The following is a 15,700-nucleotide window of genomic DNA, read 5'->3' as shown; positions in this document are numbered from 1 at the left end:
AATAATACCTTAAATTTGAGGCAGGTTAAAGTTAGGGAAAAAATTTACTATGCGTGCATAGTAAATTAAAAAAAATCCTTAACTTCGTCGCACAAAATTAAGTTTCTTTAAAACAACGATATATGAAAATATTAGTTTGTATCAGTCACGTACCTGATACTACTTCAAAAATCAACTTTACTGATAACGATACAAAGTTTGATACTAACGGGGTTCAATATGTTATAAACCCATATGATGAGTTTAGTTTAACTCGTGCAATGTGGTTTAAAGAAAAGCAAGGAGCAAGTGTAACTGTAGTGAATGTTGGAGGAGCTTCTACTGAGCCTACTTTACGTAAAGCTTTAGCGATTGGTGCAGATGATGCAATTCGTGTAAACGCTGAGCCAACTGACGGATTTATGGTTGCTAAAGAATTAGCTGAAGTTGTTAAAAATGGAGGATATGATTTAGTGCTAGCAGGAAAAGAATCTGCTGATTATAATGGACAAATGGTTCCTGGAATGTTAGCTTCTTTGTTGGGTTTTAACTTCGTTAATGGATGTGTTGGTGTTGAAATAGACGGAACAAATGCTACTTTAAATAGAGAGATTGATGGAGGTGAAGAAAAAGTATCTTCAACGTTACCAATGGTAGTTGCAGGTCAAAAAGGGATCGTAGAAGAAAAAGATTTACGTATTCCTAATATGAGAGGTATTATGATGGCACGTAAAAAGCCATTAAATGTAGTTGAACCTACAGGAGCACCAGCAGCAACAGCAACTCAAAATTTTGAAAAACCAGCGCCAAAAGGAGCGGTTAAGTTAGTTGATAATGTTGATGATTTAGTTGATTTATTACATAACGAAGCTAAGGTGATTTAATCGGTTAAATTGTTTTAATAGAGTTCAAAAAATAAAATAAAAATATTTGTTAGTGTTTAAGCTTAATAAACTAACCGCTAACGGCTAAAAAAATAAATAAATATGTCTGTATTAGTTTTTGCCGATTCATCGGAAGGAAAATTCAAAAAAACAGCTTTTGAAGTTGTTTCATACGGAAAAAAAGTAGCAGAGCAATTAGGGAATGATTTAATAGTATTAACTATTAATGGAGGAGATGCATCTGAATTATATACTTACGGAGCAGAAAAAGTAGTAGAAGTAAAAAACGATTTAACTTCTTTTAATGCTAAAGGGTATGCTTCAATTATTAAACAAGTAGCAGAAGCAAAAGGGTCAACTACAGTAATTATTGATTCTAGTGTTGATGGATTAACATTAGCGCCATTAGTAGCAGTTGCTTTAGAGGCAGGATATGCTTCAAATGCAGTGGCATTACCAAGTAGTACAAGTCCTTTTGTTGTTAAGAGAAAAGCATTCTCAAATAAAGGATTTAACAACACTGAAATTTCAACAGATAAAAAAGTAATAGGAGTTGCTAAAAACTCTTACGGAGCGCATGAGAATGCAGTAAGTGGTTCTGCTGAAGGTTTTGAAGCTACATTACCTGAATTAGGAGTGAAATCTGAAAATATTAATAGAGCAACAGGAAAAGTTACGATTGCTGATGCTGATATTGTTGTTTCTGCAGGAAGAGGTTTAAAAGGACCAGAAAACTGGGGAATGATTGAAGAATTGGCTGATGTTTTAGGAGCAGCAACTGCATGTTCTAAGCCAGTATCTGATTTAGGATGGCGTCCTCACAGTGAGCACGTTGGTCAAACAGGTAAACCAGTAGCTTCTAACTTATACATTGCTATAGGTATTTCTGGAGCAATTCAGCATTTAGCAGGAATTAATGCTTCAAAAGTAAAAGTAGTAATTAATACAGACCCTGAAGCACCTTTCTTTAAGGCTGCTGATTACGGTATTGTTGGTGATGCTTTTGAAGTTGTACCTCAGTTAGTAGAAAAATTAAAAGCTTTTAAAGAAGCATAAAATAGTGGTAATTTATTCTTTTTCTAGAAATTAGAGCTCAACTCATAATTTTTAGTAAATTGTGCCCACCTTAGAAGGCTGTCTAAAATTTTAAGCAAAAGGCCTAAATTTAGACAGTTTTTTTGTATTTTATGATGATTGATTGTACATGAGTTTAATTAAACTAACTATAAAAGGAATTTCGTATAGCCAAACGCAAAGTGGGGCATATGCTTTAGTGCTGAGTGAAATGGAAGGAACCAGAACACTTCCTATAATCATAGGAGCATTTGAGGCACAATCAATAGCAATAGCATTGGAAAAAGAAATTCGTCCGCCAAGACCACTTACTCACGATTTATTTAAAACGTTTTCTGATAGGTTTTCTATCACTGTTAAGCAAGTAATTATACACAAATTAGTTGATGGTGTATTTTATTCAAGCTTAATTTGCGAGCGAGAGGGAGTAGAAGAGGTTATTGATACAAGAACGTCAGATGCAATAGCATTGGCAGTTCGATTTGAAGCTCCAATTTTTACCTATGAAAACATTTTAGATAAGGCAGGTATTTATCTAAAATTGGATGAAGAATTAACAATTGAAGAAGACTTGGAGTCGGATGAAGACGAAATCGAGTTTTCAATAGAGGGGGAAGAAGAAGGAGAAGAAGGAAGCTACTCACACTTATCACTTAAAGAATTACACGAACAACTTAACGATGCTGTAGCTAATGAAAACTATGAGTTGGCAGCTAGAATTCGTGATGAAATCAGCAAACGTTCTTAATTTAAAATATTAAAAATGAAGAAACTATTTACTTTCATAATGCTTTGCGTTACGATGATAACTTTTAGCCAAAGCATTGAAAAAAAGTGGAATTTCTCATCAATAACAACAACGCAAGGAGACTCTATTATTTCTATAGACCCTATAGATGTTTTTACCTTATCAGAAGGAAACTTTACATACTCATTAGTAGAAAAAGATAGTTTACAAGCTTCAGGAAACTATATTCATCAAAACAACTTATTAATTTTTAATTACAAGCAACCTAACGATACGGTTCGCTATTATAATGTAGTTGAATTAACAGATGAAGTATTAACACTTTCAGAAAAAAACATACTTTATAACTTTACAACAGAACCAAAAGTAGCTTTAGCAAAAGACTCTGAGAAAGTAGCAGAAAGTAAAAGTGAGATAATTCCAAGTCAAGGTTTCTCAATACAAAGTTTATGGAGAGGAACTTTAGGAATGATAACGTTGCTAATTATTGCTTTTTTATTTAGTGCAAACCGAAGAGGTATTGATTGGAAAACGGTAGGGTTAGGATTAGCTTTTCAATTACTAATAGCTATTGGAGTTTTAAAAGTCCCTTTTGTACAAAAAACGTTTGAGCTAGTAGGGGGTTTGTTTGTAAGTGTATTAGATTTTACAAGAGCAGGAAGTGAATTTTTATTCAGTGGTTTAGTAGCAGATATGGACTCATTTGGATTCATTTTTGCATTTCAAGTATTACCTACAATTATATTCTTCTCAGCATTAACATCAGTATTGTTTTACTTAGGGTTAATCCAAAAAGTAGTAAAAGGCTTAGCTTGGTTGTTATCTAAATTCTTGAAAATTTCTGGAGCTGAGAGTTTATCAGTAGCAGGAAATATTTTCTTAGGTCAAACAGAAGCACCTTTGTTAATTAAGGCTTATTTAGAAAAAATGAACCGTTCTGAAATCTTATTGGTAATGATAGGAGGAATGGCTACTGTAGCAGGAGCAGTTTTAGCAGCTTATATTGGCTTTTTAGGAGGAGATGATGAAATGTTACGGTTACTATATGCAAAACACTTGTTAGCAGCGTCAGTAATGGCAGCGCCAGGAGCAATTATCATTTCAAAAATATTATATCCACAAACCGAAAAAGTAAATACAGATGTACAAGTTTCATCAGAAAAAATTGGTTCAAATATTTTAGATGCTATAGCCAATGGAACAACAGAAGGTTTACAGTTAGCAATGAATGTAGCAGCAATGTTATTAGTATTTATTGCATTCATAGCCATGATAAATGGTATTTTAGGAAGCTTAGGAGGTTTTGATGGAATTGAATACTTCAGTTGGAAGTTTACTTCTTTAAATGAATTAATTGCAGAGGCAACACCTTATGAGGCTTTATCATTAGAATTTATTTTAGGATATGCTTTTGCACCTCTAATGTGGTTAATTGGAGTTGCTAAAGAAGATATGGCGTTGATGGGGCAGTTATTAGGTATTAAATTAGCTGCAAGTGAATTTGTAGGATATATCCAGTTAGCAGAATTAAAGAATGTAGCAAGTGCTACACATTTAACCTATAGTAAGTCAGTAATTATGGCTACTTATATGTTATGTGGTTTTGCGAATTTTGCTTCTATCGGGATTCAAATTGGAGGAATTGGTTCACTAGCACCAGGACAACGTAAAAACTTATCTGAATTTGGTATGAAGGCTTTAATTGGAGGTACAATTGCTTCGTTAATGTCGGCAACCATTGCAGGAATGATCATAGGTTAGAATGCTTTACAAAAACAAGTATTTTGTTAAATGCTTGTTTTTTAGATTGATAGTTTTGTTTGTCCACTTTTTTTGATATATTTATACCAATATTAACCCCCCAAATTAAATCTATCATGAAAAAACTGAAAAGTTTAAAAGGAATTAAAACGTTATCAAGAAACGAGCAAAACGAAATTAATGGAGGTCGTTATACCTACTGTAAAGGACCTCGTATGTGTTGTACTAGGTTTGCAAACGGTCAAGAGTTTTGTGACTACGGTTACTGTCAAAGTAATGGAACTTGTGTTTGGGCATAAGTATAGTTGATAACTTATTAATATAATTTTAAAAGCATTTACATTTTTTGTAGATGCTTTTTTATTTTTACGTTGTTAAACAATTCAATAATTTTAACGGTTAAACGCAGAAGGATGAAGCAGTATCACGATTTAGTAAAGCATGTTTTAGATAACGGAAACGAAAAAGGAGATAGAACAGGAACAGGAACAAAAAGTGTTTTTGGGTATCAAATGCGATTTGATTTAAGTGAAGGGTTTCCTATGGTAACAACTAAGAAGTTACACCTAAAATCGATTATTTATGAATTATTATGGTTTATAAAAGGTGATACAAATATTAAGTATTTGCAAGAAAACGGTGTACGTATATGGAATGAGTGGGCTGATGACAATGGAGATTTAGGCCCGGTGTATGGACATCAATGGCGTAACTGGAATAGCGACGAGATAGATCAGTTGAAAGAAGTAATTGAAACCTTAAAAAGCAACCCAAATAGCCGTAGAATGTTAGTGTCTGCATGGAACCCTTCAGTTTTACCAGATACTTCAAAATCATTTGCAGAAAATGTAGCGAATGGAAAAGCAGCGCTTCCTCCATGTCACGCATTTTTTCAGTTTTATGTAGCAGAAGGAAAACTTTCATGCCAATTGTATCAACGTAGTGCAGATATATTTTTAGGAGTTCCTTTTAATATTGCATCATATGCGTTATTTACTATGATGATTGCACAAGTTTGCGGTTACGAAGCAGGAGAGTTTGTTCATACATTTGGAGATGCACATATTTATAATAATCACATGGATCAGTTAGAGTTGCAATTATCACGCGAACCTAGACCTCTTCCGAAGATGAAAATTAATTCAGCAATAAAAAATATTGAAGATTTTACTTTTGAAGATTTCGAATTAGTTGGGTACGACCCTCATCCGCACATAAAAGGAGTTGTAGCAGTATAATTTAACTTTATTTTATATATATTGTTTAGTAGCTTTGTAAGAAACCACCTAAAAAGTTATAAAATGAATACAGACGTTGATGTTTTAAAAGAAGATCTCTACGATAAAATAGCTGAAATTAACGATGAAAATGTATTAAGAGCAATTCATACGTTGGTTGACAATATGAGAAATGAAACTTTTGAAGAAGCTACTACAGAAAAAAGAGACCTTACAGGATATATTAAAGAATGGGTGAAAAATATGTAATCCACACAAACTAAATTTATGATTACACTCATAGCTGCAATTGCAAAAAATAATGCTTTAGGGAAAGATAATGACTTAATTTGGCACTTACCAGCCGACTTAAAACGCTTTAAAAAAGTTACTACAGGACACGCTATTTTGATGGGACGTAATACTTTTGAAAGTATAGGAAAACCTTTACCTAACCGTACATCAATAATTATTACCCGAAATAATAACTACTTTATAGATGGGTGCTTAATAGCAAATAGTATTGAGCAAGCTATAGAGTTAGTAGAAGGAAAAGATGCGTTTATAATCGGTGGAGCGCAAGTTTACAAGGAAGCTTTAGAGCAAAATTTAGTTGATAGATTAGATATCACTGTTTTACATCACGAGTTCGAAGCAGATGTTTTTTTTCCTAAAATAGATAAGAACATATGGAAAGAAGTAGCTCGAGAAGATTTTAAAGCTGACGAAAAAAATAAATACGACTATAGTTTCGTTTCTTACGAGAAACATTAATTATTGTCATTCTGAATTTATTTCAGAATCTCATCATTAATATTTAGAAAGACCGAAATGTCAATAGAACTTACTTCAATAACAAAAACATACGGAGCACAAAAAGCAGTTAATAATATCTCCTTCTCAGCTGAGAAAGGAGAAATAGTAGGTTTTTTAGGTCCAAATGGAGCAGGTAAATCTACAACAATGAAAATCTTAACAGGGTTTATTCAACCTTCAGAAGGAACGGTATTGGTAAGTGGAGTAGATGTAATAACCAACCCTATTGAAGCACAAAAAAACATAGGCTATTTACCAGAGCATAATCCGTTGTATTTAGATATGTATGTGCGAGAATATTTACAGTTTCAAGGATCTTTACACAAGGCAGAAAAGTCTAAGATAAATGAGATTATTGAAAAAGTAGGACTAACGATAGAAGCACATAAAAAAATCAATCAACTATCAAAAGGATACCGTCAGCGAGTAGGATTAGCTGCTGCTATATTGCATGATCCAGAAGTGTTGATTCTAGATGAACCAACAACAGGATTAGACCCAAATCAATTAGTTGAAATACGTCAATTAATAAAAGAACTAGGAAAAGATAAAACAGTGTTGTTGTCAACACACATTATGCAAGAAGTAGAAGCAATGTGTGATCGAGTTATAATTATAAGCAAAGGTGAAATAGTAATTAATAAACCTATTTCGGAGCTTAAGACGGATAATGAGCAGGTAATCAAAGTTACGTTTGATTATAAATTAGAAGAACAATTTATAAAGCGCCTACCTAATATTACAGCGTATAAAAACACCTTAGAAAATAACTGGATATTAACCTTTAACACTTCGGAAGATATGCGCCCAGTAATTTTCGACTTCGCACAAGAAAACGGTTTGAAAATACTTGGATTAAATGCAGAAAACAAAAACTTAGAAAGCCTATTTAGGGAGTTAACTCAATAAAAATTGATAGAAAAAGAAAAACTAAATAAACAAGTATAAGCTCTTTAATAATAATTATAGAATAAAAACCTCTTTACATACTGTGCGTAAAGAGGTTTTTGTTTGGTTTTCGTTAAATTTAAAACTTCCTATTTAAAAAAGTAAGGGTGATTTCCCCCTTTTTAGCACCTGTAATTCTATTTAAAAATTTTTAGGAGAAACTACTTTTATAAAAGAGTTTTTCATTGCGGTTACTCTTCGTAAGAGAGGTTAATTTTACAATGTCTGATTGCTAACCCTTCAATCTACAAGCAAAAACTAACCAAACTTACTATCAAATGATTTTTGAAGTATTACAAATCATTACCGAGGAATTAAACACCTATTTCGACGAAAAATCCGTAGACTTATCAAATATAGCTATGGCTGAAGGAGATGGGAATTCTCCAGGAAATAACCCAGATATTTCATTAACATTAATTAATACACAAGAAGAGTTTGCACTAAAAAACACTTCTAACAATCGTGTAGAAGGAACTTCAGTTAGTTATAGAAACCCCAAAGTATATTTAAACCTTTATGTTTTATTCAGTGTAGATAAATCTAGTTATACTGAGTCTTTAAAGAGCCTAACAAAAATATTAGCCTTCTTTCAAGGAAAAAAAGTATTTACTCATCAAAACACCAATTTTGAAGGTATAGATGGATTGGGAGACTTGAAGACTTTTAAGTTTATTACACAACTATATACTCCTTCGTTTGAGGAGTTAAACTATATATGGGGAACCTTAGGAGGAAAACAATATCCTTCTGTACTTTATAAAATAACTTTACTAGAAATAGAAAGAGATATTGTAACTAAAGAAGGTACTGTAGTCTCTGGTATTGAACAACAATCAATAATTAAAAATTAAAAGATTATGTACAAAACACTGTTCAATATCAATATATACCACTCTTACTTCCTAGACGAAGGAGAACGAACTTTCTTTGAATTAAATGGAGGAAATAATGGAATAACACCTCTTACAGATGAAGAAAAAAAACGTTTAGAAGAACAATATGATATTAGCAAGTTTTTATCAATTCAGCCTACAAAAGAGACCAAAAAAAGTTTAAAAAACTATAGACTATTACTTAGAAACCATAAAAAAGGAATTCGAGTAGTATCAGAAACTTTAGAAGTAATTGCAGAAGAAGGAAACCAAGAAGTAAATAGATATAGTCCAATAATTACATTATCTGATTCACTAACGTTAACTTTTTACTTAAAAGTAGATCACCCTTATTTTGAAAACTTTTCTAACATAATTGAAAAAAAAGAACAGCAACTATATTACTTATCAAACAAAAGCTCTTCAACAATCAATTTATTTGAAACAATTTCAGAAATAAAAAAATGGAGTTTATTTTTGATTTCAGATAATGAAACAAGAAAACTATTACACCAACTTGAAAGTGAAAAGGAGTTTGATACAATTACACCAAACTTAGTAACTATAGCAAACATCGAAGCTTCAGAATTAGATGTTATAGAGTCTAAAATAATCAATGCTATTCCTTTAAATGAAGAAGAACAAAAGGTGATAGATACTATCAATTCTTTTGTGAAAAGAATTAAAAATAGCGGGGTAATAGGTATTGTTCAAATCCAGATATCAGGAGATAACAACACAAACCTAACAGAAGAAGTACTAGTTAAGAATGAGCAAACACAATTGTTTGATGTACCAAAACAATGTCTGTTAGAGGAATTTCCTCAGTTTGCTATTTGTATTGAAAATAGATCCACTTTTTGGCGTTACACAAAAAAAAGTGAAAACCTCGTAATGACTACATCGGAAGAAAAACCTTTGACACTTAATGGACGTGTAGAGATAGACAAACAAGATGTCTCACCACAACCACAAGATGATTATTATTTCCCTAATCCCACTCCAGAAAGTATTAAGAAAGAGTCGCAAGATTATTATTCGGAAGTATTTATATAAACAAAAATTAAAATTTAAAACAAGTAATTATGTCAGCGTACAAAACACCAGGAGTCTACGTAGAGGAAATTGTAAAGTTTCCGCCTTCGGTAGCTCAAGTAGAAACAGCAATTCCAGCTTTTATTGGTTATACCGAGAAAGCTAAAAAGAAAGAGGATAATGATTTATTGTTAGAACCTAAGAGAATTACTTCAATGTTGGAATATGAAACATATTTTGGCTTTTCTGAAAAAGAAACAACGATTGGAATTAATGTAACAAATGCCAATCAAGCAAACGAAGAAGTTTTAGTAACACAACCAAGCAATCCATCTCCTTTTAAAATGTACTATAATATGCAAATGTACTTCGCAAATGGAGGGGGACCATGTTATGTAACTTCAGTAGGAACTTATACTTCAGCAAGAACCAATAATAATACAAATCCCGTACTTCTTGAAGAGGTAGGAAATAATGGATTTAAAGGGTTAAAAGAAGGTTTAGAAGCAATAGAATATATAGACGAAGTAACCCTGCTTGTGTTTTCTGATGCAATTTCATTAACATCAGATGCAGATTTTTATAGTTTATATTCATTAGCGCTTACTCAGTGTAATAAATTACAAGATCGTTTTACAATTATTGACACGTATTCAGATAAAGAATATGATGACGGAGGAGGAGATGTAGATCCAGTAGAAGCCCTTAGGAGTAAACTATCTTTAGGAAAAGACTATTTAAAATATGGAGCAGCATATTTTCCGTATTTAAATACAATTTTAGATTTTTCTTATGATGAGGATAGTATTGATATTCAGGGGTTAGAAGAAAGCTTGTCAGTACAAGCAGATAATGTAATCGATGGAATAGATTTAACAGAATTAGGTGATTTATTAACTGTATTGGTTGATACAAAAAATGCTATCGATGGAGCAGCTGATAATGCAGAAGCACTGTCATTTAAAAATAATGCTATTTCCAATGTTAAGAATATTATTGGCTATTTAGAGGATGTTACTTCATCAATAAATGAATTGATTTCTGCAGCAGAAGATTCAGGAGAAGCTTCTTTAACACCGCCAAGTACAAATATGACAACTTGGATGGATGCTAATTTAGAAGCTACTCTAGCCGACTTACACGGTAAAGTATTTAAACTTCAACAAGACGATACCAAAGCTAAATTAACAGGTAGTTTAACTTCTAATGCGACAAATGTTTTTGGATTATTAGGTATTATTGATGAAGTAGATATGACTAATAACGGGATTTATACAAGTTTGGAAGATCAAACTACTACAGACGACTTATTTGCCTTAAAAGAAGCAATAGATCTTTTAGGAGGTGTAACAACATTACCTTCATTAGCTGATTTAAAAGTTGATAACAACGCGTTGTATAACAAAATAAAATCAGAAATAGGTTTGTTACCTGTTAAACTAGCTCCAAGTGCAACAATGGCAGGAATTTATGCTAAAGTAGACTCAGATAGAGGAGTATGGAAAGCACCGGCGAATGTTGGGTTAAATTATGTGTATGCTCCATCTGTTAATATATCGCATGATGCACAAAAAGACTTAAATGTAGATACCAAAGCAGGGAAATCAATAAATGCTATTCGATCTTTTGTAGGAAAAGGAAATCTTGTATGGGGAGCTAGAACCCTTGCAGGAAATGATAACGAGTGGAGATATATATCTGTGAGACGTTTCTTCAACATGGCAGAAGAATCAATTAAAAAGGCCTCTGAACAATTTGTTTTCGAACCTAATGATAAAAATACTTGGGTACGTGTAAAAGCAATGATTGATAATTTCTTAACACAACAGTGGAGAGCAGGGGCACTTGCAGGGCCTACACCAGAAAAAGCATTTTATGTAAGCGTTGGTTTAGGAGAAACTATGACAGCTCAAGATGTTTTAGAAGGAAATATGATAATAGAAATTGGTATGGCAGTAGTACGTCCAGCTGAATTTATCATCCTTAAATTCTCTCACAAAATGCAAGAAGCATAAGTAGATTAACTAACCAAAAATTATAAATAAAAAAATAAAGAATCATGGCAGAGTCATATCCAATGCCAAAGTTTTCCTTTGAGGTAACCTTTGGAGACACGAAATTTAATTGTACAGAAGTATCAGGGTTAAGTTTCGATAATAAAGTAATAGAATATCGTGGAGGAGCAGATAAAGAATACCACAAATCAAAACAACCTGGGTTGTTCGAGTATAGTAATATTACTATGAAGCGAGGAACCTTTGTAGATGAAAGCAAGCAATTTTATAAGCAATGGGCTAAAACTGTTTATTTCCAAGAAGGAGGAGAGCAGTTTAGAGGAGATTTAACCATTAAATTATTAGATGAAAATGGAGACCCAGCAGTAGTATGGGAAGCTCAGAATGCATACATCACTAAAGTACAGCCTACAGATTTAAAAGCTGATGGTAATGAAATAGCTATCGAAACTGCTGAGTGGGCTATTGAGAAATTAAAAATGTCATCGTAATGAACTATCATCCGCCAGTAGGTTTTAGTTTTAAAGTAGAGTTTGAAGATATTTCAACTTCACAAGGAGACAATTCATTTCAATCAGTTTCAGGTCTTTCAGTAGACCTTGAAACTGAAGAAATAACCGAAGGAGGAGAAAATAGGTTCAAGCATACAATACCTGTACGTTCTAAATATCCAAATTTAGTATTAAAAAGAGGAATGCTTGTCGATTCGGAAGTGATTAAGTGGTGTAAAGACGCTCTAGGAAACTTCGAAATACAACCTGTAAATATCAATGTAATGTTATTGGGGGAAGATGAGCAAACCATACAAACTTGGAATGTAAAACATGCGTACCCTGTAAAATGGAATGTAGGTGACTTTAATGCTGAAGAAAGCAAACTAGTTATTGAAACACTTGAATTAACCTATAATTATTTTAAAATAGTATAAGATGCCTATTACTATCAAAGAGTTACATATCAAGATAAATGTAGATGAAAAATCAGCATCACAAGGGAAAACAAGTGGAGCAAAAAACGGAAATACAGCAGCTATTGTTGCAGCATGTGTTGAAGAAGTAATGGATATTTTGGAAAGACAAAAAGAACGATAATGAGTCAAGGAGAGTTAAAAAAACTAGTTATAAAAGCGTATAAAGATATTGCTTTTTCCGAAGCAGTTGGCGATGGAGAATTTACAACATTGGTAAATCCAGAGAAGTATATGATTGCCTATAAACCTGAGTATGAAGAAGAGCAAGGGCAAGGTACGAGTGCAACACAACCAAGTTTTACGAGAATCGCTCCGCAAGAACTAGACTTAGATTTATTATTTGACAGTAGTGGAGTTATAGATGGTAATCCAGATTTAAAAGATGGGATTATTGATAAAATAGAGGCATTTAAAAAAATCGTATTCGATTATAGCGGAGAAGAGCACAAACCTTATTATTTAATGATAAAATGGGGAGCGTTACTTTTTAAAGGCTCGCTAGTTGATCTCTCTATAGAATATAGATTGTTTGCACCAGATGGAACCCCTTTACGTGCCAATGCAAAATTAAAGATAAAAGGAACTGTTGATGATGATTTACGAGTAGCAAGAGAAAACAACCAATCACCAGACTTAACACACTATCGTAAAGTAAAATCAGGAGACACCTTACCGTTAATGTGTTATCGTATTTATGGAGATTCAAAGTATTATTTAGAAGTAGCTCGTGTTAATAAAATAATGCAGTTTAGAAAACTACAACCAGGACAAGAAATCTTTTTTCCACCCTTACAAAAATTTGCCTAAATGAATAATACAGGAACCATACAAACTTCAAAAAGTGCTGATTTAGTCACTTTTAAAATCTTAATTGAAGGAGAAGAACTCTCAAAACAATATGAGGTAAAAAATATTACTGTAGCAAAAGAAGTAAACAAAATACCTACAGCTCAAATTGTTTTACTAGATGGAGATGCTTCTCAAAGAGATTTTAAGTTAAGTAACGAAGAGTTATTAATTCCTGGAAAAGAAATTGAAATTACGGCAGGATACCATTCAGATGAAGAAACTATTTTCAAAGGAATTGTTATTAAGCATAACCTAAGAATTAGAGCAAACTCAGCACAGTTAATAGTTGAGTGTAAAGATGAAGCAGTAAAAATGACGGTAGGTAGAAAAAGTAAGTATTTCTATGAAAGTACCGATAGCGACATTTTTGAAGAAATTATAGGGAATTATAGCTTATCTAAAGATGTAGAAGCTACCAATTATAATCACGCAGAATTAGTACAATACAATGCGTCAGATTGGGATTTTGTGGTTTCAAGGGCTCAAGCAAACGGGAAATTGTGTTTTGTTGATGATGGAACCATTACCATAGCCAAACCCAATGTGAGTCAGTCAGAAATTGAAACCGTAACCTTTGGAAGTTCGTTACTAGATTTTGATGCAGAAATAGACGCACGTCATCAAGTAAAAAAAGTAGCAGCTTATAGTTGGAATCATGCCGACCAAGAAGTGGTAGAAATTGAAGGAAAAGACCCAAATGTAAGTTTAAACGGAAACTTATCTGTTTCAGATTTAAACAAAACGATAGGTTTAGAAAGTATGGAGTTACGACACGGAGGTGTTGTTACCGATACCGAATTGCAAGATTGGGCAGATGCTAAATGGTTATTTCAACAATTAGCAAAAGTAAGAGGACGTGTAAAATTTCAAGGAATTCCGTCGGTAAAGCCAAACACCATTTTAAAACTAGAAGGTGTAGGAGACCGATTCAACGGAAATATATATGTAACAGGAGTTCAGCATGTAATTTCAGAAGGAAATTGGGTGGTCAATGCACAGTTTGGATTATCAACAGAATGGTTTTCAGAAACTTTTGAAATATCAGCAAAACCAGCATCAGGATTATTACCAGCCATTCAAGGCCTACAAGTAGGGAAAGTTTCTCAATTAGAAGAAGACCCTGATGGAGAAGACAGGATTCTAGTACAAATTCCAATTGTAAATAATGAAGAAGAAGGTATTTGGTGTAGAGTAGCTTCACCAGACGCAGGAGATAGCAGAGGTATTTTCTTTCGTCCAGAAATAGGAGACGAAGTTATTGTAGGATTTATCAACGAAGATCCTAACGATGCAATTGTTTTAGGCATGCTGCACAGTAGTGCAAAGCCTTCACCAATTACTGCAACTGATGATAATCACGAAAAAGGAATCATTACAAGAAGTGAGATGAAAGTGTTGTTTGATGATGATAAAAAAATAATCACCATTGAAACGCCCGCAGGAAAAATTATTTCACTTGATGAAGATGAAGGAGCCATAACGATTGAAGATGATAATTCTAATGTAATAACTATAAACAGCGATGGAATATCAATGGAAAGTGCCGGAGATATTTCATTGAAAGCATCAGGAGATGTAAATATTGAAGGAACAAATGTGAGTATAGCAGCCAATGCAGAATTTAAAGCAGAAGGTAGTGCTGGAGCGGAAGTTTCAACAAGTGCTATAGCTGTTTTAAAAGGTTCATTAGTTCAAATAAATTAATATTTAGGAGACAGGAGACAAAAAGAAAACGTCATTCCGAGAAGGTACGACGAAGGAATCTTTTAAAAGGAGGTTACTTTATGCTATTCTTAATGACAATCAAAAAAACAAAAAAATGGGAAATCCAGCAGCAAGAATAACAGATATGCATGTATGCCCGATGGTTACAGGAGTTGTACCTCACGTTGGAGGGCCAATTTTACCCGCAGGAGAACCTACGGTATTAATTGGAGGTTTACCCGCAGCGAGAGTGGGTGATATGGCAACTTGTACAGGACCACCAGATAGTATAGTAGCTGGTTCAGGAACAGTTTTAATCGGCGGAATGCCAGCAGCAAGAATGGGAGATAGTACCTCACATGGAGGAACTATTGTACTAGGAGAAGCAACAGTTTTAATAGGGTAACAATGGAAAATAAAAAAGCATTTTTAGGAATAGGTTGGGATTTTCCACCAGAGTTTTCAAAAGACCTAAGTGAAGTGGTTATGATTTCTGAAGAAGAAGACATTAAAAGTAGCTTGGAAATATTGTTAACAACCAGATTAGGAGAACGTGTAATGCTACCTAATTACGGTTGCAACTTACAAGAACTTCTTTTTGAAAAGTTAGATAGAACGCTGATAACCTATGCCAAAGATTTAATTGAAACAGCAATTTTATATCACGAACCAAGAATTGATGTGATTCATATTGATGTTTCAGAAACAGATCCTTTAGAAGGAATGTTAATAATAAAAATTGAATACAGAGTTAGAGCTACCAATAGTAGAACGAATGTTGTTTTCCCTTTCTATAAAGGAGAAGGAACCGATATAAATTAAGAC

The 15,700-nt window shown here is 33.2% G+C and carries 19 protein-coding genes; all 19 read left to right on the top strand.

Annotated features, from left to right (window positions below; genetic code table 11):
• The first annotated feature begins 122 nt into the window (after nt 1-122).
• The 19 genes from ACQYZ7_RS00875 (at nt 123) to ACQYZ7_RS00785 (ending at nt 15,697) form a co-directional block, all read left to right on the top strand.
• Complete coding sequence (locus tag ACQYZ7_RS00875; RefSeq protein ID WP_430727932.1) at nt 123-863, top strand: electron transfer flavoprotein subunit beta/FixA family protein; 741 nt, start codon at nt 123-125, stop codon at nt 861-863.
• Nucleotides 864-965: 102 nt separating this feature from the next.
• On the top strand, nt 966-1,919 hold the full coding sequence (locus tag ACQYZ7_RS00870) for an electron transfer flavoprotein subunit alpha/FixB family protein (protein ID WP_430727931.1): 954 nt from the start codon (nt 966-968) through the stop codon (nt 1,917-1,919).
• 148 nt (nt 1,920-2,067) lie between these two features.
• Nucleotides 2,068-2,685, top strand: coding sequence for a bifunctional nuclease domain-containing protein (locus tag ACQYZ7_RS00865; protein ID WP_430727930.1), 618 nt, complete (start codon nt 2,068-2,070; stop codon nt 2,683-2,685).
• 15 nt (nt 2,686-2,700) lie between these two features.
• Nucleotides 2,701-4,446: a NupC/NupG family nucleoside CNT transporter gene (locus ACQYZ7_RS00860; protein WP_430727929.1), complete on the top strand. Its 1,746-nt coding sequence runs from the start codon at nt 2,701-2,703 to the stop codon at nt 4,444-4,446.
• A gap of 116 nt (nt 4,447-4,562) precedes the next feature.
• Nucleotides 4,563-4,745, top strand: a complete 183-nt coding sequence (locus ACQYZ7_RS00855) for a hypothetical protein (RefSeq protein WP_115901835.1) — start codon at nt 4,563-4,565, stop codon at nt 4,743-4,745.
• 114 nt (nt 4,746-4,859) lie between these two features.
• Nucleotides 4,860-5,684, top strand: coding sequence for a thymidylate synthase (locus ACQYZ7_RS00850; protein ID WP_430727928.1), 825 nt, complete (start codon nt 4,860-4,862; stop codon nt 5,682-5,684).
• A gap of 63 nt (nt 5,685-5,747) precedes the next feature.
• Complete coding sequence (locus ACQYZ7_RS00845; protein WP_115901840.1) at nt 5,748-5,933, top strand: hypothetical protein; 186 nt, start codon at nt 5,748-5,750, stop codon at nt 5,931-5,933.
• A gap of 18 nt (nt 5,934-5,951) precedes the next feature.
• Nucleotides 5,952-6,437: a dihydrofolate reductase gene (locus ACQYZ7_RS00840; RefSeq protein WP_430727927.1), complete on the top strand. Its 486-nt coding sequence runs from the start codon at nt 5,952-5,954 to the stop codon at nt 6,435-6,437.
• A 57-nt stretch (nt 6,438-6,494) separates the two neighbouring features.
• Nucleotides 6,495-7,388, top strand: a complete 894-nt coding sequence (gene gldA, locus ACQYZ7_RS00835) for a gliding motility-associated ABC transporter ATP-binding subunit GldA (RefSeq protein ID WP_430727926.1) — start codon at nt 6,495-6,497, stop codon at nt 7,386-7,388.
• A gap of 317 nt (nt 7,389-7,705) precedes the next feature.
• Nucleotides 7,706-8,281: a DUF4255 domain-containing protein gene (locus ACQYZ7_RS00830; protein ID WP_430727925.1), complete on the top strand. Its 576-nt coding sequence runs from the start codon at nt 7,706-7,708 to the stop codon at nt 8,279-8,281.
• A gap of 6 nt (nt 8,282-8,287) precedes the next feature.
• Nucleotides 8,288-9,358 carry a hypothetical protein gene (locus ACQYZ7_RS00825; RefSeq protein WP_430727924.1) on the top strand — a complete coding sequence of 357 codons (1,071 nt, stop codon included), beginning with the start codon at nt 8,288-8,290 and terminating at the stop codon, nt 9,356-9,358.
• Between the two features lie 29 nt (nt 9,359-9,387).
• On the top strand, nt 9,388-11,352 hold the full coding sequence (locus ACQYZ7_RS00820) for a phage tail sheath family protein (protein WP_430727923.1): 1,965 nt from the start codon (nt 9,388-9,390) through the stop codon (nt 11,350-11,352).
• 44 nt (nt 11,353-11,396) lie between these two features.
• Nucleotides 11,397-11,843: a phage tail protein gene (locus ACQYZ7_RS00815; protein ID WP_115901846.1), complete on the top strand. Its 447-nt coding sequence runs from the start codon at nt 11,397-11,399 to the stop codon at nt 11,841-11,843.
• Nucleotides 11,843-12,280: a phage tail protein gene (locus ACQYZ7_RS00810; RefSeq protein ID WP_430727922.1), complete on the top strand. Its 438-nt coding sequence runs from the start codon at nt 11,843-11,845 to the stop codon at nt 12,278-12,280. Before ACQYZ7_RS00815 ends, ACQYZ7_RS00810 begins: the two co-directional genes overlap by 1 nt.
• Nucleotide 12,281: 1 nt before the next feature.
• A complete protein-coding gene (locus tag ACQYZ7_RS00805; protein WP_430727921.1) occupies nt 12,282-12,443 on the top strand; it encodes a DUF5908 family protein in 162 nt (53 codons plus the stop codon).
• A complete protein-coding gene (locus tag ACQYZ7_RS00800) occupies nt 12,443-13,129 on the top strand; it encodes a CIS tube protein (protein ID WP_430727920.1) in 687 nt (228 codons plus the stop codon). The genes ACQYZ7_RS00805 and ACQYZ7_RS00800 overlap by 1 nt, the downstream gene beginning before the upstream one ends.
• A complete protein-coding gene (gene vgrG, locus ACQYZ7_RS00795) occupies nt 13,130-14,875 on the top strand; it encodes a type VI secretion system tip protein VgrG (RefSeq protein ID WP_430727919.1) in 1,746 nt (581 codons plus the stop codon). It begins immediately after the preceding gene.
• Nucleotides 14,876-14,990: 115 nt separating this feature from the next.
• Nucleotides 14,991-15,281, top strand: a complete 291-nt coding sequence (locus ACQYZ7_RS00790) for a PAAR domain-containing protein (RefSeq protein ID WP_430727918.1) — start codon at nt 14,991-14,993, stop codon at nt 15,279-15,281.
• A gap of 2 nt (nt 15,282-15,283) precedes the next feature.
• Nucleotides 15,284-15,697, top strand: coding sequence for a GPW/gp25 family protein (locus ACQYZ7_RS00785; protein WP_430727917.1), 414 nt, complete (start codon nt 15,284-15,286; stop codon nt 15,695-15,697).
• The last annotated feature ends 3 nt before the right edge of the window (nt 15,698-15,700 follow it).

Origin of the sequence: Tenacibaculum sp. SDUM215027 (assembly GCF_050566205.1) — a bacterium.
In the GTDB taxonomy this organism is placed as follows: domain Bacteria; phylum Bacteroidota; class Bacteroidia; order Flavobacteriales; family Flavobacteriaceae; genus Polaribacter.
Note: the sequence above shows the minus strand (reverse complement) of the source record. Positions and strands in the feature narration are given on the sequence as shown.

Excerpts from the sequence above, each read along its gene's own strand:
- ACQYZ7_RS00800 (WP_430727920.1), top strand. The coding sequence starts at position 12,443 with ATGAGTCAAGGAGAGTTAAAAAAACTAGTTATAAAAGCGTATAAAGAT.
- ACQYZ7_RS00850 (WP_430727928.1), top strand. The coding sequence starts at position 4,860 with ATGAAGCAGTATCACGATTTAGTAAAGCATGTTTTAGATAACGGAAAC.
- ACQYZ7_RS00805 (WP_430727921.1), top strand. The coding sequence starts at position 12,282 with ATGCCTATTACTATCAAAGAGTTACATATCAAGATAAATGTAGATGAA.
- ACQYZ7_RS00830 (WP_430727925.1), top strand. The coding sequence starts at position 7,706 with ATGATTTTTGAAGTATTACAAATCATTACCGAGGAATTAAACACCTAT.
- ACQYZ7_RS00825 (WP_430727924.1), top strand. The coding sequence starts at position 8,288 with ATGTACAAAACACTGTTCAATATCAATATATACCACTCTTACTTCCTA.
- ACQYZ7_RS00810 (WP_430727922.1), top strand. The coding sequence starts at position 11,843 with ATGAACTATCATCCGCCAGTAGGTTTTAGTTTTAAAGTAGAGTTTGAA.
- ACQYZ7_RS00815 (WP_115901846.1), top strand. The coding sequence starts at position 11,397 with ATGGCAGAGTCATATCCAATGCCAAAGTTTTCCTTTGAGGTAACCTTT.
- ACQYZ7_RS00790 (WP_430727918.1), top strand. The coding sequence starts at position 14,991 with ATGGGAAATCCAGCAGCAAGAATAACAGATATGCATGTATGCCCGATG.
- ACQYZ7_RS00840 (WP_430727927.1), top strand. The coding sequence starts at position 5,952 with ATGATTACACTCATAGCTGCAATTGCAAAAAATAATGCTTTAGGGAAA.
- ACQYZ7_RS00860 (WP_430727929.1), top strand. The coding sequence starts at position 2,701 with ATGAAGAAACTATTTACTTTCATAATGCTTTGCGTTACGATGATAACT.
- ACQYZ7_RS00875 (WP_430727932.1), top strand. The coding sequence starts at position 123 with ATGAAAATATTAGTTTGTATCAGTCACGTACCTGATACTACTTCAAAA.
- ACQYZ7_RS00855 (WP_115901835.1), top strand. The coding sequence starts at position 4,563 with ATGAAAAAACTGAAAAGTTTAAAAGGAATTAAAACGTTATCAAGAAAC.
- ACQYZ7_RS00785 (WP_430727917.1), top strand. The coding sequence starts at position 15,284 with ATGGAAAATAAAAAAGCATTTTTAGGAATAGGTTGGGATTTTCCACCA.
- ACQYZ7_RS00870 (WP_430727931.1), top strand. The coding sequence starts at position 966 with ATGTCTGTATTAGTTTTTGCCGATTCATCGGAAGGAAAATTCAAAAAA.
- vgrG (WP_430727919.1), top strand. The coding sequence starts at position 13,130 with ATGAATAATACAGGAACCATACAAACTTCAAAAAGTGCTGATTTAGTC.
- ACQYZ7_RS00845 (WP_115901840.1), top strand. The coding sequence starts at position 5,748 with ATGAATACAGACGTTGATGTTTTAAAAGAAGATCTCTACGATAAAATA.
- ACQYZ7_RS00820 (WP_430727923.1), top strand. The coding sequence starts at position 9,388 with ATGTCAGCGTACAAAACACCAGGAGTCTACGTAGAGGAAATTGTAAAG.
- gldA (WP_430727926.1), top strand. The coding sequence starts at position 6,495 with ATGTCAATAGAACTTACTTCAATAACAAAAACATACGGAGCACAAAAA.
- ACQYZ7_RS00865 (WP_430727930.1), top strand. The coding sequence starts at position 2,068 with ATGAGTTTAATTAAACTAACTATAAAAGGAATTTCGTATAGCCAAACG.